The 22,114-nt window shown below is 30.9% G+C and carries 18 protein-coding genes; 13 read left to right on the forward strand and 5 right to left on the reverse strand.

The window, feature by feature from the left end:
- Positions 1-687: 687 nt before the first annotated feature.
- Together pflA and pflB are read right to left on the reverse strand one after the other, a co-directional pair.
- Entirely contained in the window at positions 688-1,437 is a 750-nt protein-coding gene (gene pflA, locus ACREVU_RS18430; protein WP_431553059.1) for a pyruvate formate-lyase-activating protein, read from the reverse strand.
- 208 nt (positions 1,438-1,645) lie between these two features.
- A complete protein-coding gene (gene pflB, locus ACREVU_RS18435; protein WP_431553060.1) occupies positions 1,646-3,874 on the reverse strand; it encodes a formate C-acetyltransferase in 2,229 nt (742 codons plus the stop codon).
- A 408-nt stretch (positions 3,875-4,282) separates the two neighbouring features.
- Between pflB and ACREVU_RS18440 the strand changes: the two genes are divergently transcribed.
- The 11 genes from ACREVU_RS18440 to ACREVU_RS18490 all read left to right on the forward strand — a co-directional run bounded on the left by ACREVU_RS18440 (position 4,283) and on the right by ACREVU_RS18490 (position 16,761).
- Complete coding sequence (locus ACREVU_RS18440) at positions 4,283-5,107, forward strand: hypothetical protein (protein WP_431553061.1); 825 nt, start codon at positions 4,283-4,285, stop codon at positions 5,105-5,107.
- A 16-nt stretch (positions 5,108-5,123) separates the two neighbouring features.
- Positions 5,124-5,960 carry a sugar phosphate isomerase/epimerase family protein gene (locus ACREVU_RS18445; RefSeq protein WP_431553062.1) on the forward strand — a complete coding sequence of 279 codons (837 nt, stop codon included), beginning with the start codon at positions 5,124-5,126 and terminating at the stop codon, positions 5,958-5,960.
- 322 nt (positions 5,961-6,282) lie between these two features.
- Positions 6,283-7,575, forward strand: a complete 1,293-nt coding sequence (tig, locus tag ACREVU_RS18450; protein WP_431553063.1) for a trigger factor — start codon at positions 6,283-6,285, stop codon at positions 7,573-7,575.
- 150 nt (positions 7,576-7,725) lie between these two features.
- A complete protein-coding gene (gene clpP / locus ACREVU_RS18455) occupies positions 7,726-8,310 on the forward strand; it encodes an ATP-dependent Clp endopeptidase proteolytic subunit ClpP (protein WP_431553064.1) in 585 nt (194 codons plus the stop codon).
- A 34-nt stretch (positions 8,311-8,344) separates the two neighbouring features.
- Positions 8,345-9,637 (forward strand): ATP-dependent Clp protease ATP-binding subunit ClpX, encoded by a 1,293-nt coding sequence (gene clpX / locus ACREVU_RS18460; protein ID WP_431553065.1) that lies wholly within the window; start codon positions 8,345-8,347, stop codon positions 9,635-9,637.
- Between the two features lie 221 nt (positions 9,638-9,858).
- Positions 9,859-11,541: an ATP-dependent protease LonB gene (lonB, locus tag ACREVU_RS18465; protein WP_431553066.1), complete on the forward strand. Its 1,683-nt coding sequence runs from the start codon at positions 9,859-9,861 to the stop codon at positions 11,539-11,541.
- 292 nt (positions 11,542-11,833) lie between these two features.
- Positions 11,834-14,191, forward strand: coding sequence for an endopeptidase La (lon, locus tag ACREVU_RS18470; RefSeq protein ID WP_431553067.1), 2,358 nt, complete (start codon positions 11,834-11,836; stop codon positions 14,189-14,191).
- Positions 14,172-14,774 (forward strand): ribosome biogenesis GTP-binding protein YihA/YsxC, encoded by a 603-nt coding sequence (gene yihA, locus ACREVU_RS18475; RefSeq protein WP_431553068.1) that lies wholly within the window; start codon positions 14,172-14,174, stop codon positions 14,772-14,774. Before lon ends, yihA begins: the two co-directional genes overlap by 20 nt.
- A gap of 262 nt (positions 14,775-15,036) precedes the next feature.
- A complete protein-coding gene (locus ACREVU_RS18480) occupies positions 15,037-15,402 on the forward strand; it encodes a hypothetical protein (RefSeq protein WP_431553069.1) in 366 nt (121 codons plus the stop codon).
- A gap of 111 nt (positions 15,403-15,513) precedes the next feature.
- A complete protein-coding gene (locus tag ACREVU_RS18485; RefSeq protein ID WP_431553070.1) occupies positions 15,514-15,750 on the forward strand; it encodes a hypothetical protein in 237 nt (78 codons plus the stop codon).
- Positions 15,751-15,804: 54 nt separating this feature from the next.
- Entirely contained in the window at positions 15,805-16,761 is a 957-nt protein-coding gene (locus ACREVU_RS18490; protein ID WP_431553071.1) for a hypothetical protein, read from the forward strand.
- 136 nt (positions 16,762-16,897) lie between these two features.
- On the opposite strand, the gene ACREVU_RS18495 is transcribed toward ACREVU_RS18490, so the two are convergent.
- Both ACREVU_RS18495 and ACREVU_RS18500 read right to left on the reverse strand, forming a co-directional pair.
- Entirely contained in the window at positions 16,898-17,293 is a 396-nt protein-coding gene (locus tag ACREVU_RS18495; RefSeq protein ID WP_431553072.1) for a bactofilin family protein, read from the reverse strand.
- Positions 17,294-17,626: 333 nt separating this feature from the next.
- Entirely contained in the window at positions 17,627-18,604 is a 978-nt protein-coding gene (locus ACREVU_RS18500) for a hypothetical protein (RefSeq protein WP_431553073.1), read from the reverse strand.
- Positions 18,605-18,718: 114 nt separating this feature from the next.
- Here ACREVU_RS18500 and ACREVU_RS18505 point away from each other — a divergent pair, with 114 nt between their 5' ends.
- Entirely contained in the window at positions 18,719-19,963 is a 1,245-nt protein-coding gene (locus tag ACREVU_RS18505) for an ABC transporter substrate-binding protein (protein ID WP_431553074.1), read from the forward strand.
- A gap of 86 nt (positions 19,964-20,049) precedes the next feature.
- Here the strand turns inward: ACREVU_RS18505 and perR are convergent, their stop codons facing one another.
- Complete coding sequence (gene perR, locus ACREVU_RS18510; protein ID WP_431553075.1) at positions 20,050-20,460, reverse strand: transcriptional regulator PerR; 411 nt, start codon at positions 20,458-20,460, stop codon at positions 20,050-20,052.
- Positions 20,461-20,637: 177 nt separating this feature from the next.
- Between perR and ACREVU_RS18515 the strand changes: the two genes are divergently transcribed.
- The gene (locus tag ACREVU_RS18515; RefSeq protein WP_431553076.1) at positions 20,638-22,014 is read left to right on the forward strand and encodes a PhoH family protein; all 1,377 of its coding nucleotides are present in this window, start codon (positions 20,638-20,640) and stop codon (positions 22,012-22,014) included.
- Positions 22,015-22,114 lie beyond the last annotated feature (100 nt).

Here is a 22,114-nt window from a genome sequence, read left to right on the forward strand (position 1 = left end):
AACTAGCAATGTAATAAAAGATATATTGACTAGAGAGGCTGGAATAGCCTTGATAGCTTGGGTAAACTTGCTACAGTAGTAGTATTGACCAAGAAGCTCCCACCTCTTAGGTGGTGAGTAGTTCACGAACCTCTGTTTTCTTATAGAATGCTAACAAAAGTATATATTGCGTAGAATGCATCTGAACAAGCTTTAGCAATTCTAATTTAGTTTGTTTTCAGTTGCTAAAAAATGCAAATTTGCTTGATCAAATCACAGGACACCGCCTGAAAGAATTATGGTGGTGTGAGTTAAGAAAAAATAGAAAAGCAGAAGATAATATTAAACCTTCTGCTTTTCTGGTTATATAGGAAACAGCTTATGGAAACTAATATGGGTAAGTTTCCTGCTTTATTAGATACATCTTAATGTAATATGACTTTGACTGTAGAAAACTTGCAATAAGAAGAGCAGAAACAATTAAAAATTCATTTAGAAATTCTTTTTTTGCTAATCTGAAATTCTCGTGAGACTGACAGGAAGTCAGGCTAGCGAACCCGAGACAGGAAGTCGAGTGCATAACAATTAGTAATTGTTATGTCCCCCATAGAACTACCCAGAGGAGAGCGCTAGAGAATTTTAGATTTGCAAAATATTAGAATTCCTTAATGAATTTTTATGTTTCAATCTCTTATTGCAAGTTGCTTTTTATGCTGTTTGAGATTCGGATGTTTCATTAGTTTTTAGTAAATCATTTATTAGTAATTGAAGTTCGTTAGTCTTATCTTTATTCATAGGCTCCACACCTTTTAACCTATATGGAATTCCGAGTTCTTCATATTTACTTACTCCTAGAACATGATAGGGAAGAAGTTGAACTTTATCAACTCTTGGAACTTCTTCATTAATGATTTCAGCAATCTTAGTTATATGCTCCACAGAATCTGTAATTCCAGGTACAACAACGTGTCTTACCCAAACCCTGGATTTTGATTTTCTTAGTGCTTCTAAAAATATATTAAGATCTGATGTATTTCTACCTGTCAAATTAACATAGCCCTTACTAGATGTCTGTTTTATATCTAAAAGAACTAAATCTGTATATTCTAATATTTCAGTGTAGTCACCATTTCCAAAGCCAGAGGTGTCGAGAGCTGTATGAATTCCATTTAGTCTACATAATTTTAGACATTCAAGTAGAAATTGTGGTTGCATTAATGGGTCACCACCAGAGAAAGTAACACCACCGCCAGATCTACTAAAGTATGGTTTGAATCTAACAATTTTTTCAATGAGTTCTTCTGGAGTTATTTCTGTACCACCATTTAGCTTCCAAGTATCTGGGTTATGGCAGTAGGCGCATCTTAATTTACAACCTTGAAGAAAAACAACTACTCTTACTCCTGGACCATCAACTAGTCCCATACTCTCTATTGAATGAATTCTACCTTTTACCATATATATTCCTCCTCTGCATTAGTGCAAGTATCTAATTTTAATTTAGTTTTCATTTTATATTAAAACAAAAACCTATTAGTATTTTTGCTTTAATATAAAATGAAATTTATAGTATTTTCTATAATTAGAGTTATAGTTAAGTTTTATATAAGTCGAGAAGTGTTTATATAAATAAGCACCTCTCATACTATATAAAATTATAAGTTAATTAGATTTTTTTGTGGAAAGTTCTACTAATAACTTCAAGCTGCTGTTCTTTTGATAATCTGTTAAAATGAACGGCATATCCTGAAACTCTTATTGTTAATGTTGGATACTTATCTGGATTCTCATAAGCATCAACTAAAATTTCTCTATTTAGTACATTCACGTTTAAATGATGTGCACTTTGTGCAAAATAACCATCTAAAAGAGAAACTAAATTGTTTATTCTTGAAGATTCGTCCATTCCAAGAGCCTCTGGTACTATGGAGAAAGTATTTGAAACTCCATCTTGGCAATAATTTCTATAAGGAATCTTAGCAACTGAATTTAATGATGCTAATGCTCCGTTTTCGTCGTGACATTGTGTTGGGTTAGCTCCTGGAGCAAGTGCGATACCTTGTTTTCTTCCATCAGGAGTTGATCCTGTTTTCTTACCATAAACTACGTTAGAAGTAATAGTAAGTGCTGATAAGGTGTGTTCAGCGTTCTTATATGCTGGGTGCTTTTTAAGTTCATCACTGAATTCTTTAATGAGATTAACAGCTAAATCATCAACTCTGTCATCGTCATTTCCGTATTTAGGGAAATCTCCATCTATTTCAAAATCAACAGTTATTCCATTTTCATTTCTTATTGGCTTAACCTTAGCATATTTTATAGCACTTAAAGAGTCAGCTGCAACTGAAAGTCCTGCAACACCAAATGCCATGAAGTATTTAAGATCAGTGTCATGAAAAGCAAGTTGTCCAGCTTCGTATGCATATTTATCATGCATATAATGTATAGTATTCATTGTATTTACATACATATCAGCAACATATGCGAGTACGTTTGAATACATTGCTCTAACTGATTCGTAATCAAGAATCTCATCAGTATTCTTTGGAATTCCAGGTACTACAAGCTTACCTTTTAATTCGTCAACTCCACCGTTAAGTGATAGTAATAATGATTTAGCTAGGTTTGCGCGAGCTCCAAAGAACTGCATTCTTTTTCCTATTTCCATAGCGGAAACGCAGCAAGCTATGCCATAATCTTCTCCATAAATTGGTCTCATTATATCATCATTCTCATATTGAACTGCATCTGTTTCTATGGACATTTTAGCGCAGTATTTTTTGAAAGTTTCTGGTAATTTTTCTGACCAAAGCACAGTCATATTTGGTTCTGGTGCTGATCCTAAATTTGTTAATGTGTGAAGGAATCTAAATGAATTTTTTGTTACCATAGCTTTACCATTAAGTGCTACACCACCAATTGACTCTGTTACCCAATTTGGATCTCCGCCAAATAATTCATTGTATTCAGGTGTTCTTAGATGCCTTGCCATTCTAAGTTTAATTACGAATTGATCAATAATTTCTTGTGCGCCATCTTCATTTATTGTTCCTGCGGCTAAATCTCTTTCAAAATAAATGTCTAGGAAAGTAGTTGTACGTCCAAGGGACATTGCAGCACCGTTATTTTCTTTTATTCCTGCAAGATAACCAATATAAACTGCTTGTACAGCCTCGCAAGCTGTAGTAGAAGGTTTTGAAATATCAACACCGTATTTTAAGGCCATGCTTTTAACCTCTGCAAGAGCTCTTATTTGCATACTTACTTCTTCTCTATGTCTTATAAGTGAGTCAGTAGCATGTCCTGTTAATTCATTTAAATCTTTTTTCTTCTGATCTACTAAAAAATCTATTCCATAAAGAGCTATCCTTCTATAGTCTCCTATTATTCTTCCTCTACCGTATGCATCTGGAAGTCCAGTTAGGAGTCCTACAGTTCTTGCAACTTTAGTAGCAGGTGTGTAGGCATCAAAAACTCCTTCGTTATGAGTTTTTCTGTACTTCGGAAAGAATTTTTCTATATCACTATTTAATTTATAACCATATTCTTCTAATGATTGCTCTACCATTCTAAAACCACCAAATGGGTTTACTATTCTTTTCAGTGGAGCATCTGTTTGTAATCCAACAATTACTTCATTTTCTTTATCTATATATCCAGGAGCAAAATTATCTATTCCTGAAATCTCATTAGTTTCTACATCTATAATACCTTTTTTTATTTCTTCTATAATAAGAGAGTTGGCTTTGCTCCAAACACTATCAGTCTTAGCTGTTGTCCCTACTAAAAAACTATCGTCACCTTCATATAGTGTATAATTTTTTTGAATAAAATCTTTTACGTCAATTCTGTTTTTCCATTCATCGCCTTTAAAACCATTCCATTGTTTAAACATTTTTTTTCCTCCTTTTGAAACTTAATCTATCAATACACACATTGTAATATTAATATTGAAACAGTTCAAGTACTTATGTAAAAGTTGTAATATTAAAAATATTGCGATAATTAATTAACCATTGAAATACAATGCTTTAACGGTGTTATATGTTTAACAATAAAATAGCAACAGAATGATAATTAAATGAAACAACTGTGATTATACTGCTTTATAATAGAAAAAATGTCATATTGTTTATAACTGAGATGAGTTACGTTGATCTTAATTGTAAATCTATTATCTTAGTGGATAGAAAGAAAAGTTTGTTATAAAGACGTGCCTATGAAATCTCCAAAAAATTAATATTATTTTTATTTGTAATGAGTTATAATAAGTAATAGATTAATTAGGCTGGAGGTAGATTATATGAGTAAACCAAGCATGTTTAGCAAAGATTATAAGCGTGAATTAAAAAAAAGAAGAAGGAAAATATCACTATTGATTATTTTACCTATAATAGGGTTAACTATATTTTTAGTTGCAGATTTTAGTGCGCTATCAAATAAAGGTGCAGGTATAAAAGAAAGTATAAATAGTGTCCTATTAAATAAATCAAAAGACAAAAAAGAAAAGGCAGTAGAAGTTGAAAAAAAACCTGAGGTTGTTAAACCAGTGGCAAATTCTGAAAAGACTAAAGTTCCTCACAAGGAAGTAGATTTAAAAACTGAAATATTTATTGTAAATCTATCTGATGGTCAAAAAATTAGTGTGGAATTTAATGTGGCTTCAGGAAAAAAAATTATAAAGGGAGTATCAGATACCAAAGGTATAACATATGATATAAGTCCAAGCGAAAAATCCATAGTTATACAAAGTAAAAATAATCAACAGTTGATGTATGTTAATGTAGATAAAACAAGTAAAGATATTACAAAAAAAACATATGAGTCAAGCAAGGGTGAGATTTTGACCAAAGATGAAATACTTAAAAATCATGAAACTTACAATTGGTCAGTTATGCCTAAGTTCATTGATGAAGATAATATTGCATACATTAGTGAATTGCCTTGGATAAATGAAAAAGCACAGCAATATATATGGAAGGTAAATTTGAAAAGTAATGTTTATATGCAAGTAAAACCTGCATCAGGTAAAAATATTATATTTAAAAAAATAACTACTAAGGGACTTGAGACGAGTATAGATGGCAATATTGTATATGTAACGTCTACAGGCGCGGCAATAGAGTAGAGAAAAGGGGTTTAGTATGGATATAGGATTATCTTCGGCGTGTTTTTATCCTGATTTGCATACTGAAGACAGTATAGGTAAGATGAAGGAGTTAGGGTTTAATCACGGTGAAATATTTTTAAACACATGGAGTGAGTATCAAGAAGAGTTTGTGAAGGAACTACTCCAAAAAAAAGAAAGCTATGGATTCAATATAAATTCAGTTCATGCTTTCTCCAGTTCTTTTGAACCATATCTTTTTGATAAATATGATAGACGACGTGGAGATATGTTAAAACATTTTAAGAGTGTTTGCAAAGCAGCAAAGACTTTAGGCGCAAGTTGTTATACCTTTCATGGTATGCGCTATACAGATTTTAATGAGCTAGATACTAAATTTGTTATAGATATATATAATGAATTAGCTTATATTGCTTTAGAATCAGGTGTTAAATTGGCACAGGAAAACGTATCTTGGTGCATGTCTGCTGATTTGAAATTTTTAACACTCTTATCGGAAAAATTAGAATACCCAATATATTTTACATTGGATTTAAAGCAAGCTTATAGAACTAAGGTTCCTTTGGATAGGTATATAAACGTTATGGGTAAGAAAATAGTAAATCTTCATATTAATGATAGAGACGAAAATCATTCCTGTCTTTTACCCGGAAATGGAAATTTGGATTATAAAATGATATTAAGTAAACTAAAGAGTGTGGGGTATAGTGGAAAAGGAATTATTGAAGTTTACAGTGAAAATTATTCAAATTATAAGGAAATTACAAAGGCGAAGAATTTTGTTTCTAAGGCATTTAACGACAGTTCAGAAGGAAAGTCTCCCGCTTCTATAAGTGGAATTTACATGCCCTAACAAATAGAAAACTTCAGTGGGAATACAAATCTCCTTCTGAAGTCGTTAATATGCAGCTCCGCAGGAGATGATTTAACGATGCTAGCACCTAAATAGATATATAAAATTAATAATACAACAAAAGTAAGCAATTATCTCACTTTAAATGTTAACAGACTATGACATTAGTAAAATTATCTTGTAAATTGTAAACAACTTGGTTATAATCAGTAATATTAGACTATATAAGCATATATGCTTAATAATATTTGTAAATACATTAAAAGATATGTTATAATGTTAAGGTTAACAAGCATTTCTGGTGATTAGGAGGAGTAATATAATGATAGTTAAAATGGAAAAATTAGAAAAAAATATTATTAAATTAGAAGTAACAGTAGAGGCGAAAAGATTTAGTGAATCTTTAAAAAAATCTGCTGCAAAGAAATCAAAAACTATAAACATTCCTGGATTTAGAAAAGGTAAGGCACCAATGTCTTTAATAAAGAAAATGTATGGTGAAGGTGTTTTCTTTGAAGATGCTATAAATTTCTGTTGTGATGATACATATCCAGAAGCTTTAAAAGAGTATGATATCAATCCATTGGATTATCCTAAAATTGATATTATTGAAATAGGCGAAGGAAAAGATTTTGTATATACTGCGTCAGTTGCAGTAGTTCCAGAAGTGAAACTTGGAGAATACAAAGGACTTGAAGCTAAGAAAACTGAATATAATGTAACGGATGAAGAAATTGAAAACCAATTAAAAGGTATGCAAGAAAAAAATGCTAGAATCGAAGAAAAAATTGATGGCGAAATCACAATGGGAAATATTGCAGTTATAGACTTTAAAGGATTTATTGAAGGCACTGCTTTTGAAGGTGGAGAAGGAAAAGACTTTGAACTTGAAATTGGTTCAGGATCATTTATTGATACCTTTGAGCAGCAGTTAGTTGGGTTAAAAGCTGGAGAAACTAAAGAAGTTAAAGTTAATTTTCCAGAGGCTTATGGAAGAGAAGACTTAAACGGAAAACTTGCAACTTTTAATGTAACTGTTAAAAGCATGAAAGTAAAAGAGTTACCAGCTATTGATGATGAGTTTGCTAAAGATGTATCAGAATTTGATACTTTAGAAGAACTAAGAAATGACATTAAAACAACACTTCTAAAATCAAGTAAAGATAGAGAAGTGAAAGAATTTGAAGAAGCTGTAATTGATGCAGTTTGTTCTAATGTTGCAATGGATATTCCAGAAGTTATGATAAAAAGAGAAACTGATACAATGCTTAAAGATTTAGAAATGAAATTAAAATATCAAGGTTTAGATCTTGAATCATATTATCAGTATACTAACAATACTGAAGAAAAAGTTAGAGAATACATGAAAGAAGCAGCTGAAAAGAGAGTTAAAACTGATTTAATAATAACAGAAATAGCAAAAACAGAAAAAGTTGAAGCTAGTGATGAAGAATTGCTAGAAAAAGCTAAAGAAGTTGCTAAGCAATATGGAGAGAAAGATTTAGAAAAAACAGCAGACTTAATAATGAAAGCACAAAAACAATATCTGAAAATTGATGTTGTAAATCAGAAAGTAATAAAGATGTTAGTAGATAGCGCTAAAGTTATTGCATAATATATACTAAAATTAATTGCCAGATAACTTTCTGGCAATTAATTTTAAATGTAGGTTAAAATTATATGGTTAAAAATCAATTATTTAGGATAGAATTAAATTAGATTAACGTTTCAAGGATTTATATTATAGAGTAGAGGAGTGATTTAGATGAGTTTAGTGCCAATGGTTGTTGAACAAACAAACAGGGGAGAAAGATCCTACGATATTTATTCAAGATTATTAAAAGAAAGAATAATTTTTCTAGGAGAAGAAGTAAATGATACTACTGCTAGTTTAATTGTTGCTCAATTGTTATATTTGGAGTCTGAAGACCCTGATAAAGATATTTATTTATATATAAATAGTCCAGGTGGGTCAATTACAGCAGGTATGGCTATTTATGACACAATGCAGTATATAAAACCACAAGTTTCAACTATTTGTATAGGAATGGCAGCATCAATGGGGTCTTTTTTACTAAATGCTGGAGAAAAAGGAAAAAGATTCGCATTGCCTAATAGTGAAATTTTGATACACCAACCACTAGGAGGATTTCAAGGTCAGGCAACTGATATAGATATCCATGCAAAACGAATTATGAAAACTAAAGACACATTAAATAGAATATACAGTGAAAGAACAGGCCAAACAATAGAAAAAATTCAACATGACGTTGAAAGAGATTATTTCATGAGTGCACAAGAAGCTATGGAGTATGGATTAATAGATGAAGTTATAAGTAAAAAGAAATAATATTAGTAGAAATAAGGTTAATAGAGGTGAAAATATGCCAAAGTATGATGAAAAAAAACAACTAAAATGTTCTTTCTGTGGTAAAACTCAAGATCAAGTCAGAAGATTAATTGCAGGACCGGGAGTATATATCTGTGATGAGTGTATAGAATTATGTTCTGAAATAATCGTAGATGAATTTCAGGGAGATGTTGAACTAGACCTTGGAACATTGCCAAAACCTGCAGAAATAAAAAAATATATAGATGATTATGTTGTAGGTCAAGATACGGCTAAAAAATCCTTGGCTGTAGCAGTATATAATCATTATAAAAGAATTAATTCAAATATTAATGAAGGCGATGTTGAACTGCAAAAGAGTAACATATTACTTCTTGGGCCTACAGGTTGTGGTAAAACATTACTAGCACAAACCTTAGCAAAATATTTAAATGTACCTTTTGCTATTGCGGATGCAACAACACTTACTGAAGCAGGGTATGTAGGAGAAGATGTAGAAAACATCCTACTTAAATTAATACAAAATGCTGACTATGATGTTGAAAAAGCAGAAAAAGGCATTATCTATATAGATGAAATAGATAAGATCGCTAGAAAATCTGAAAATCCTTCTATAACTAGAGATGTATCTGGAGAAGGTGTTCAGCAGGCATTACTTAAAATATTAGAAGGAACTACAGCATCAGTTCCACCACAAGGTGGAAGAAAGCACCCACATCAAGAGTTTATTCAGATAAACACAGCAAATATTCTATTTATTTGTGGTGGAGCATTTGATGGACTTGATAAAATTATAGAAAAAAGAACTAGAACTACGTCAGTTGGTTTTGGAGCTGAAATAAGATCTAAAGAAGAAGCAGATGTAGGGGAGTTACTTAAGGCTATAATGCCAGGAGATCTATTAAAGTTTGGTTTGATTCCAGAGTTTGTAGGAAGACTACCTATAGTAGTTACCCTTGAAGCACTAGATGAAGAGGCCTTAGTTAAAATTCTTAGTGAACCTAAAAATGCGCTGATTAAGCAATATAAGAAATTGTTTGAGATGGATAACGTAGAATTAGAGTTTGAAGAAGCAGCACTGAAAGCTATAGCCAAAGAAGCTATTAAAAGAAAAACTGGAGCTAGAGGACTTAGATCTATTATAGAAGATACAATGAAGGAAATCATGTTTGATATTCCATCTAATGAACAAGTATCTAAAGTAATAGTTAATGGGGATACTATTTTAACTCGAAATCCGCAATTGGTTTTAGCTGAAAGTGGTAAAAGAGAGAAAATAAAAATAACAAAAAAAGTTAAAGCCAAAAAAGGTATAGAAACAGCTTAGTAAACTTAATTTAAAATATATTAAAAAGACGGATTATTTATCTGTCTTTTTTTAATTGGAAAAACTATCAAATATAAAATATTAGAAAAAGAATATATTAATGATAACTTGAGCATAATATCAAATGGTAATATAAAATGGCAGATCATTTAGTAAAACATGACAAATTATATACGAAAGGAGGATTTGTTTAATATAGTTTATATTAAACTTTTGATAATATGAATATTCAATTTCTTATGTTAATGCAACTTTTTTTTACAGTGTTATTTGGAATATATGTTTTTAATGCGCTAAAAAGTCACCAAAGTGGCAAGGCAGCGGTTAGTAAGGATAACAAAAAGGAAATGGAAAAATTGCGACAAATGAAAAGCATAAGCCTTACGGAGCCACTTACAGAGAAAAGTAGACCAATAAAATTTGAAGATGTTATAGGACAGGAAAAAGGAATTAAGGCATTGCAAGCAGCAATATGTGGACCGAATCCTCAGCATGTCATAATTTATGGACCACCGGGAATAGGAAAAACGGCTGCGGCTAGATTAGTCCTAGAAGATGCTAAAAAAAGACAGAGGTCTCCTTTTAATGAGTGCTCTAAGTTTATAGAAATAGATGCAACTACCGTTAGATTTGATGAAAGAGGTATAGCGGATCCGCTTATAGGATCTGTTCACGATCCTATATACCAAGGAGCTGGACCTTTAGGAGCAGTAGGAGTACCTCAACCTAAACCGGGAGCAGTTACAAAGGCACATGGTGGAATTCTATTTATTGATGAAATTGGCGAACTTCATCCTATAGAAATGAATAAACTCCTTAAAGTCTTAGAGGATAGAAAAGTATTTTTAGATAGTGCTTATTATAATGGTGAAGATCCTAATACACCACTTTATATAAAAGAGGTGTTTGACGAAGGTCTTCCTGCTGATTTTAGGCTTATAGGGGCAACTACTCGTAATCCGGATGAAATAATACCTGCAATAAGGTCAAGGTGTGTAGAAATCTTTTTCAGGCAATTGCTTCCAGAAGAATTGGAGATAATCGCTGCCAACGCAATAGAGAAAATGGGACTTAAAATTGGTGATAAGGCAATAAAATTAGTTGGTAAATACTCTAGTAATGGAAGGGATACTGTTAACTTAATTCAGTTAGCTTGTGGTATCGCTATTAATGATGAGAGAGATGAAGTGAGTATTGAAGATATTGAATGGGTTATAGAAAATGGTCAGTACTATCCAAGGTCAGAAACCAGGATATCTGATAAACCGCAAATTGGTTATGTAAATGGGCTAGCCGTTTACGGAGCTAATATGGGAGCGGTAATGGAAATTGAAGCTTCTGCAAAAAGGGTAAAAATAAGAAAAGGTGTACTTAAAATCACAGGAATTATTGAGGAAGAGGAAATAAGTAGTACAAATAAAAAGTTCAAAAGAAAAAGTACTGCAAGATCTTCTGTTGAAAATGTGGTTACAGTCCTTGAAAAGTATTTCAATATAGATTGTGATGATTACGATATTCATGTGAACTTTCCAGGAGGATCACCAGTGGATGGACCATCTGCAGGTATAAGCATAACAACTGCAATGTATAGTGCAATAAAAGGCATACCAGTTGATAATATGGTTGCTATGACTGGAGAGATATCAATTCATGGTAATGTAAAGGCCATAGGAGGAGTAAATGCTAAGATTGCTGCTGCTAAAAAAGCAGGAGCCACAAGGGTTATTATTCCGAGAGATAATTGGCAGGATAGCTTTAAAAATATTGAAAACATTGTGATCATACCAGTGAGTAATATTACTGAGGTAATAAGCGAAGCCTTACTTGCGGAGAGTCCTAAAAATATTTCAATCACATTTGAAAAAGACGTGGATGTTATAGCAGCAGAAGCATTGAAACTTTAACGACAGTCTAAAGCTACTTCTCAGCTTTTTAATTGCAGTTACCCAGGAGAAGATATAATCACAGTTCAGAAGTCGCTAATTTATATTGGCTATCTTCTTTTAAATAAATAACAAGTCAATATGTTAATATATTTGACTTGTTATCTGTTTTTTTGTACTTTATAATCGTATTTTAAATTTTGTAGTATTGAAAAATAATCATATTATAGGTATACTATAGTAGTCAAGCTATGAAATGTACTTGCTATGAAATATAAAAGATTATTAATTTAATCTAGAAAAGAGGGAGAAAATGGATAAAAATACAAAACTTCTTCCGCTAATTCCGCTAAGAGGTATGAATATATTTCCATATATGGTGTTGCATTTTGATGTTGGTAGAGAAAAATCTATACTGGCACTGGAAGATGCTATGCTAAATAATCAAGAAATTTTTCTGGTTTCACAAAAACAATCAAAAATAGAACAACCAGAAGATAAGGATATATATAGTATTGGTACTGTTTGTAATATAAAACAAATATTAAAGTTACCAGGAGATACAATTAGGGTACTAGTTGAAGGACTAAAAAGAGGAAAGATATCGGAGTACAAAGATAGAGAACCGTTTGTACGAGCAGAAATAGAAATTATTGAGGACGATGAATGCGTAGACGATAAGAAATGTAAGGCTTTAGTTAGAATTATAGATAAGGCTTTTGAAGAGTACATAAATCTTTCAGTTAACAATTTTCCAGATGCACTCTTCAGTTTAGAAGAAACAAAAGAGCCAGGAAGATATTGTGATATTGTAAGTTCATATTTAATTTTAAAGCCAGAAACAAAGCAAGAATTGCTTGAAGCATTGGAAGTTAACAAAAGATTAGAAAAATTATTATTTATATTAAAAAATGAAGTTGAAGTGCTAAAAATAGAAAAGAAAATTGGAGTTAAGGTTAAAGGTAGAATTGATAAGATCCAAAAGGATTATTATCTAAGAGAACAGATAAAAGCTATTCAAGAAGAATTGGGCGAAGATGACGAGAATAAGAGAGAAATAGATGAATATGAAAGTAAAATAAACAAGGCTAAGCTTCCTAAAGCAGCAAAAGAAAAGGCGACTTATGAACTAAACAGATTGAAAAGTTCAGGGAATTTTTCTGCTGAAAGTGGTGTAATAAAAGGATACCTAGATTGGGTTTTAGCATTGCCTTGGAATAAAACAACTAAAGACAACATTGATATTAAGAAGGCTAGAGAAGTATTTGACGCAGAGCATTATGGGCTAGAGGATGTTAAGGAAAGAATAATAGAATACTTAGCAGTTAAGAAAATCAGTAAAACTCTTAAAGGACCTATACTTTGTTTGGTAGGGCCACCGGGAGTTGGAAAAACATCTATAGCAAAGTCTGTTGCTAATGCATTAAATAGAAATTTTGTTAGAATGTCACTGGGCGGAGTGAAAGATGAAGCTGAAATTAGAGGACATAGAAAAACATACGTGGGTGCAATTCCAGGTAGAATTATATATGCCATGAAACAAGCCGGATCTAAAAATCCACTATTTTTGTTAGATGAAATTGATAAAATGAGTGGCGATTTTAAGGGAGACCCTGCAGATGCATTACTGGAAGTTTTAGATAGTGAACAAAATGCAACTTTTAGAGACCATTACCTAGAACTTGACTTTGACTTATCAAAGGTTTTATTTATAACTACGGCAAACAAGTTAGATACTATTCCAAGACCATTATTAGATAGAATGGAAATTATTGAAGTATCAGGGTATACTTCAGAAGAAAAATTCCATATTGCTAAAAATCATCTTATTTTAAAGATGTTAAAGGAACATAATATGGAAGGCGATAAAATAATTTTTTCAGACCCTGCAATAAATTGTATTATTGAAAATTACACTAGGGAATCAGGTGTCAGAAATCTTGAAAGACAAATCGCATCAGTTATTAGAAAAGCAATAACAGAAATGGTAGAAAAAGATAAAGAAAATGTTAATGTTACTGTAGCACATGTTAAGCGTTATTTAGGACCTGTTATATATACTTATGATAAAGCTGAAGAGGAAGACAGAGTAGGTGTTGTAACCGGGCTAGCATGGACAGAAGTTGGTGGTGTTACATTGCCAGTAGAGGTAAGTGCTATGGAGGGAACTGGTAAACTTGAACTTACAGGGCAACTAGGAGATGTTATGAAAGAATCTGCTAAAGCCGGATATAGTTATGTTAGGGCTAATGCGCTAAAATATAATATTGATAAAGATTTTTATAAAAATAAAGATATTCATATTCATGTACCAGAAGGAGCAGTGCCTAAAGATGGTCCATCTGCGGGGGTAACTATGATAACTGCAATGGTGTCTGCCTTAACTAACCAAAAAGTGAAACATAATGTAGCTATGACAGGGGAGATTACACTTACAGGAAGAGTATTACCTATAGGGGGGCTTAAGGAAAAATCACTAGCTGCCTATAGAGCAGGAATTGATACAATTATAATTCCTAGTGAGAATGAAAAAGATATACAAAAGATACCAAAGAGTATTAAAAATAAACTAAAATTTATAATTGCAAGTAAAGTAGAAGACGTACTTGCAAATGCATTACTAGAAAATAAATTAGATGGAGAGATAAATAATGGAGATAAAACAATCTGAGTTCATAATTTCAGCAGTAAAACCTACACAGTATCCCACAGATAATAGAGTAGAGTATGCTTTTGTTGGAAGGTCCAATGTAGGCAAATCCTCTTTAATAAATACTTTAACAAACAGACGTAAATTAGTTAAAGTAAGTGGAACCCCAGGTAAAACAAGACTTATAAACTTTTTTTTAATAAACGATAGCTTTTATTTCGTAGATTTACCTGGTTATGGATATGCCAAAGTGTCAAAAACTGAGCAAGCTAAATGGGGAAAAATGATGGAGGACTATTTAATCCGCAGACCTCAGCTTCAAAAAGTAGCATTACTCGTGGATTGTAGACGTAAACCCACCAAAGATGATCTCTTAATGTACGGATGGATTAAACACTTTGGTTATGAAGTTGTAATAGTTGCAACAAAAAAGGATAAGTTAAATAGAGCAGAATTAACAAAAAATAATAAGTTAATAAGAGAAACACTCAATTTAGAGGAGGGTGAAGAAATTATTAATATTTCATCACTGAAAAAAACAGGAGTAAAAGAATTGTTAGGGAATATGTTTAGAGACTCTGAAATTGAAGAAGAAAAATTGTAAAACAAAAAATTACAAAGTAAGAAATACTATAAGACAATAAAATAGACTTACATTACCTTGTGTAAAAGAGTACTTAGTGCACAAAGTAGTAGGGTCTATTTTTTTTTGATTTTTTGTTTGAAATTTTGTGTCAAATTATTTCTATGAGAATAGTATATATTAGAATACAAAAGAAAAAGAATTTTTAATTAATGGTCAAACAGAGTTTGATAATAATTAATAATTATTGTTTAACTAAAATAAATAGGAGGAGGGAAGCAAAGTGGATATGAATGGATTACTAAATGGATTATCTAATTCTCAAGGTAATGAATGTGATCATGATCATAACAAAAAATGTTGTAACAACAACAATAACAACAATGGCATCTTCGGTGGAAACGGAATAATCTTGATCATAATTCTTTTATTCTTATGTGGAGGATTAGGTCAAGGACAACAAAATTGTGGCACTGTATGCGGTTGCGAGAAAAAACACTGTAAAGAACTATGTGCTTGTGGGAGCAACAACAGCGGATGCGGAGGACTCGGTGGATTAGGTTCAGGTTATGGCAGCTGGTGGATAATAATACTATTACTTTTATGTTTCTGTGGTGGCAATCAAAACAAAAAATGCGATTGTGACTAATAGTACCTTAGACAGCAGATTATAAATAAACACTCAGATAAATTTAAATATCAAAAAGCATCCGTTAAAAGTTATATCACATTGAAACATGCCCAGAAAGGGGGGTTTTATATGTCAAAAAAAAGAGATTGTGGAAATTCATGCTGTGGTGTTCAACCCACAAATGCATGTGGAGTTCAAAATCTATGTAGCAATCCAATTTGTGCGTTAATAATCCTAATTATACTTCAAAAAACATGTTTACTTGAAAACAATAACTCATTTTTATTAATACTCTTATACTTGGGTTTTTGCTTCTGTAAAGCTGGAAATGTAGCAAATACTTGTCAGAAATCTTGTGGTTGCTAATACTAAAAATCAGGGAGAGCTCAGGCTCTCCCATTTATAAATGAGGTGATAAATGTGTCAAAACATCATAAACACCATGGAAATAATATGGATAATGGAAATAATATGAACAATGGAAACAACAATAACAATAACAGTAACAGCAACGGTAATAATAACAGTAATGGTAACGGCAATAATAACAACAGCAATAATAGTAATGGCAATAGTAATAATAACGTTAATAATAATCCATTAGCATCTTTGCTAGGTGGAAATTCTGACAATCCAATGATGGCATTATTATCTGGATTGCTTTCTGGAAATAATGGCGGGGGCAACAATATGCTTGGGGGCTTACTCTCTGGACTCGGTGGTCAAGACAATAATATGTTATCAAATTTGCTTGGTAATTTAGGTGGGCAAGACAATAACATGCTATCAAATTTGCTTGGTAATTTAGGCGGTCAAGATAATAATATGTTATCAAATTTGTTAGGAAATTTAAATGGTCAAGGTGATAATATGCTTGGAAATTTAGTCAATGGCTTAAATTCAAGTAATACAAATTCAACATCAAATTCTAATGCTAATTCCATGGTTGCAAAAACTAATAAAAATAATTCCAATGAAAATAATGATTCATCAAACTCTAATTCATCAAATTTAAATGAAAATGAACCATTAGCAAATATATTTTCAGGTATGGGCGGCATAGATTTAAGCCAGATTTCAAATATGTTAGCTGGAATTGATTTGAATAATTTGGATTTAAGTAGTTTAGATTTAGATAATTCAGGTTTTAGTAATATGATAAATTCTCTATCCAATAATAATTCACTGGAAAATAATGATTCCATTGAGAGTAATGATGTTGAATTTAAACATACTGATCCTAAAGAAAGAACACATAGTATTATAAAAAACTTGGAGGATGAGGATGTTGGGCAACTAATATATATATTAGCTCGATTGGTAGATGGTAGAAAACTTGAAATGCTCAATAAAATTGTAGACGAAAATTCTAATTAATATATTAAAATTTTTATTTAGAGGTATTGCTATTTAGAGGTATAGCTATTTAGAGGTATTGAAATGATGCTATTCTTTATGTTAATCATCTCAAAAAAATAACTAGCTCACTAGCTAGTTATTTTTTGAGGGTGACTTATAAATTCTTACTGTCGCTATCAGTGATATTAATGCTATCAGTATTTTCATAGTCTAGCATAGTACATTTGCCATCAAGAATTCCGCCTTCGGAAATCATTAATTTTTTAGCTGAAATGTCTCCCTTGATCTTGCCACAAGGTTCTATGGTTAAAGTGCTTTTACAAGATATATTTCCATGAAGTATTCCATTTATATATGCATTGTTACATATCATATTGCCTTTTATGTGACCAGATTCTCCTAGTATTATATCCTCTTCACAAAAGAGGTCACCATCAATAGAACCATCTATTTTTAACAATCCATTTATATTTATAGAGCCAGTAACACAACATTGTTCACCAATTAAAGTTTCAATTCTATTTAATTCTTTTTCTTTATTATTAAACATATAAAATCTCCTCCAATGTTAAATTATTTTATAATTACAAGTGATATTGTTTTATAAAAACATTTCATAAAAAATAAAATAAAATATGTTTTATAATGCATAAAATTATGGGAAAAGGTTAATATTATAAAGGTAATCGGAGTTAAAATCTCCATTAGCATAAAAATAATTACTAAATTATTATTAATTATTTTATGTGAACCCCCCATCCCCCTTGGGACCGATAATACGGTCCCTTTTGTATTTTATTAAATACATTAATAGTGATTATAAAATAAATATATGATTAATACCTATATTCTATTACAATTTCATTTGGAAAGCCTGGGAGTTTTACTTGATGCTAATAGAGCTAATCTTAAAGATGGAAGTATTATCACCATTAGGTAAAAGCTTAAGAATTAATTCTATGGTACAGTTTTTGGTGTCTTTTGGAGAGTTAACATTAGTTCCTTTAAAATTTAAAGTCCATAGAATATCACTTGCATTACCATTTTTGTCCCAAGCATAATCTTTAAAAACCGCATCTTGAAAGTTGAAATACAATTTTTTATTTGATAAATCGCTTAATAGTGAAATATCATTACCATTTAATTTATCGGTGAAAAGTTTTTTTGAGATGTTTAGTTCTGCTAATGGAAAACTTGTCATGAGATTTATGAAACCTGCTATGGTGTTTTTACCCATATAATTATCTGTATAGGTATAATCAAAGGATTTTAAGCTATCTTTAATTAAAATATAACTTACAAAATTTATTTTGCCATCATTAATATTTCCAGATAAAAATTTAGGAGTTTTATTATTTTTACTGTCTATAAAACCCAAAATATTGTTTGTGCTGCAAAATATATCATCAAATTTTTCATGGTTCCAAAGAAATACATGTTGAACGGAACGATTCACTGTAGAGGATGTAGCTCCTACTGATGTTGTATCCTCAACAGAAGCTTGAGTAAATATTTCAGGTACATTGTTTCTAGATATATCCATTAGGGTTAGTCTCATTGGCCATTGCACATAATAATTTCCCACAGTGTTGATTTTTTTAGAAGGCTCTAAATAATAGCTTTTATCTTTTGAATTTATCTGAATATAATATTTATCACTATTTGTTTTTATGTAGAGAATATCTTTAGTTCCATCTCCTGTTAGATCAGCCTGCATTATTTTGTTTTCATTAACAATATTAAATGTACTTATAGAATCTTTTCTTGGAAATAATAAGGAAGAAAGCAGTATTGTTATTGCAATAATTACTAAAGTATAATAAATATTTTTCTTTTTCAAAAATAACACCTGTAATTTCATATATTCCACCCCCTTTAAATTATATGTAGAAGATGTAACAATTATATATTTAATTAATTTATATAAAATAAATTTTAAAAAAATTCATATTTATTAAGATGACGAGGTGATTTTATGAAAAAATCTTATAAATACATTAAAAATTTATGCGCGGTTATTATTATAATAAGTATTGTAGGTAACCTTTCGGCTTGTAATTCTGAAAAAAATGCTAAAGTAAAAAATCTAAATATTTTCTTGGATATAAGTGATGAGTATTCTTCTAATGTAATTAAGTTTTTAATTCAAGATTTTAAAAAAAACAATCCAGATGTTGAAATAAAGCTAAATGATACATTAGGTAATAAAAGTGATATTATGGAAACAATTAATCTAGGCACAGAAATTGATGCGATTTTTACTAACAGGAATACCTTAATAGAGCTTACTAAAAAAGGAGTTTTAAGTGATTTAGGAAGCACTTATGAAAAAAATTTTATTAGTGATAGATATTTTGATATTATGGGATCTTATGGTAGGATAGGAGATAAATTCTATGGTCTAGGAGTTGTGCCCTATTCTATTGAACTACTATATAATAAAGATTATTTAGAAAAATTAAAAATATCTTATCCTAATAATTTAGAAGGATGGTTAAAGGTTTTGAAACAAGTAAGTGCTAAGGGAATTAAGACACCTGTAACACTAACAGAAGATGTGAATGCAGATGGATTTCTATATTCATTAACAGCTAATAAGGTTATAAATATTCATGACCTTGAACAGTACTATGATAGTGGTGAAGAGGGTTATAAGAAGATTAAAGGTATGCAAAAAACATTTGACTCATTTAACACTTTAATAAAAAACAGTGGAATTACTGGGGATTCTTTTGAGGTAGGAAATGAGCAAAGTATCAGCAACTTTAATAATGGGGAAATCCCACTGATGGCATGTATTTCTTATTATAATTCTAAACTTAATGGATCCAATATGGGCATAATTGAAGATTATGATAACAATTCGAATTATGGTTCTAATGTGCCTATTATAATTAATTCTCTATTGTGTATTCCTATAAATGCAAAAAATGGAGATATTGCTAATGCTTTTATTAAATACATATACAGTGATGAGGTTCAAGCGAGAATTGTTCAAAAAGGAATTATAAGCGGAAATAAAATTGCAAATAATAGTGTAACTGGTATTGGGAAAATAATGGTTCAACATATGAATAAAGCTAATGATAATAGTATTCTTGTTTTGTATAACTTACCTGAAAAGATAAAAAACGGAGTGTTATTAGCTATAAGAAAAATTTTAGATGGTGGATATAACTCTAAAGAATGGGATGAATTATTAAAAAAGGCTTACAAGTAAAAAAACTTAAAAGTAAAAAAACTTAAAAGTAATTTGCAATAAAAAAGAAGTATAAAATTAATTTTATACTTCTTTTTTATTGCAAATTACTTTTGGCAATCTTTGCATAAACCATAAAAATATATTTTGCTTTCTAGAACCTCATAGTTAGTATATTGCTTTACGTCTTCATTTACATTTGAAAAAGATATGCCTTCTACGTCATCAACTCTACCGCAACTCATGCACTGTATGTGAGGATGTGAACTCATATTGCCATCATATCTAAAGTTACCTTCACCTACATTAAGTTCTATTATTAATTCAACTTGTACAAGGGTTTTTAATGCCTTATATATTGTAGCCAAACTCATAGTGGGGTAAGTTGGTTGAAGCGCTTTGTAAATCACTTCTGCAGAAGGGTGTTCTTTCGTGGATTTCAAGTATTTATAAACTGCAATACGTTGAGGTGTGAGCTTTAATTTTTTTTCTCTAAAAATTGTAGTAATGTTCTCCATATACACCATCCTATAATGTAATTTAATGTTATAAGGCTTATTATATAATAAAAACTATTACTTGTCAAAACATATAATGGAAGTTGTATAAATGAAAAATAAAAATTTTATTGCATTTTTAATTCATTTATAGAATAAGTAACATATATTAGTAATATAGAGAGGAGGGCTGATATTTTGAAAAATACCTACGTATTAGATACCAATGTTATTTTATATTCACCCAGCGCTATATTATCTTTTGGAGATAACGATGTAATAATACCCGAAGTTGTATTAGAAGAATTAGATAGTTTTAAAAAAGATAAAAGTGATTTAGGAGCTAATGCCAGATATGCTGCTAGACTTATTGATAAACTTAGACTTGAGGGAAAACTGAATGAGGGTGTAGAGCTGAAAAATGGTGGAAGACTTAGAGTAGAAATGAATCATTACGATACCAAAATTCCTCTTTCTTGGAGTAAAGAAAAGGCAGACAATAGAATACTACAAGTATGCAAGGGGCTTAAAGAACAAGGGGAAGATGTATGGTTGATAACCAAAGATATATTTCTACGAATTAAAGCAGATGCTGTAGATATTAAAGTAGATGATTATTATGAAAAATTTGTGCCTGAATATGATGATCAGTATACAGGGAGGAGTGAAGTATTTGTAACTTCTGAAAAGCTTCAGGAGTTTTTTAGTAAAAAAGTTTTAAAGGCCAGTACATTACTTAATTATGATGAGAATTCAGAAGAATATACCATACCAATTTTATACACAAACCAATTTTTAATAATTCATTCAATGGAAAACCCAAAACAAACTGCACTAGGTAGATATGATGGTAAAAATGTAGTACCGCTTTACAGTAAGGAAAGTAAGCCACTTGGAGTAGTCCCAAGAAATGTGGGACAGAGATTTATGCTAGAAGCATTAAGTATGGATGCAATAAAAGCCCCCTTAGTAATTGTTAAGGGGCCTGCAGGAACTGCTAAAACATTATTTTCATTAGCAGTGGGGCTTCAAAAGATACTTCAAGATAATAGTGAACACTACAGAAGAATTTTAGTTTGTAGGCCTAACGTTACCATGGATGAGGATATAGGCTTTTTGCCTGGTACAGAGCAAGAAAAAATATCGCCTTTTATGAGGCCAATATTTGATAATTTAGAAATACTTGTGGATTCTGATGAAAAAGAACGTTATAAAAATGAGAAAGAATTAACAGATAAGATAAAAGATTTATTTGATAGGAGAATTATAACCACCGAAGCGGTTGCTTACCTTAGAGGAAGGTCCATAGTTAAAAATTGGGTCATTATAGATGAGGCACAAAATTTGTCACCCAAACAGGTTAAGACAATAATAACTAGAGTTGGTGAGGGAACTAAGTTAATTCTTATTGGAGACCCAGAACAAATAGATCATCCTTTTCTTGATTCTAGATCAAATGGTTTGTGTTATGCATCTGAAAAAATGAAGGGTAGTGATTTGTGTTATCAGGTGACTTTAAAATATGATGAATGTGAGAGGTCGCCTCTAGCATATGAAGGTTCGAAAAAATTATAAATATATTGATTTTGTCGGAGAGAGTATAAGAAATTATGCTCTCTTTTGTATTAAATTATCGTATTAGTAATTATATTCACAAAAATTACATTAATATTTT

This window comes from Clostridium sp., assembly GCF_050717535.1.
Lineage (GTDB): Bacteria > Bacillota > Clostridia > Clostridiales > Clostridiaceae > Clostridium_AD.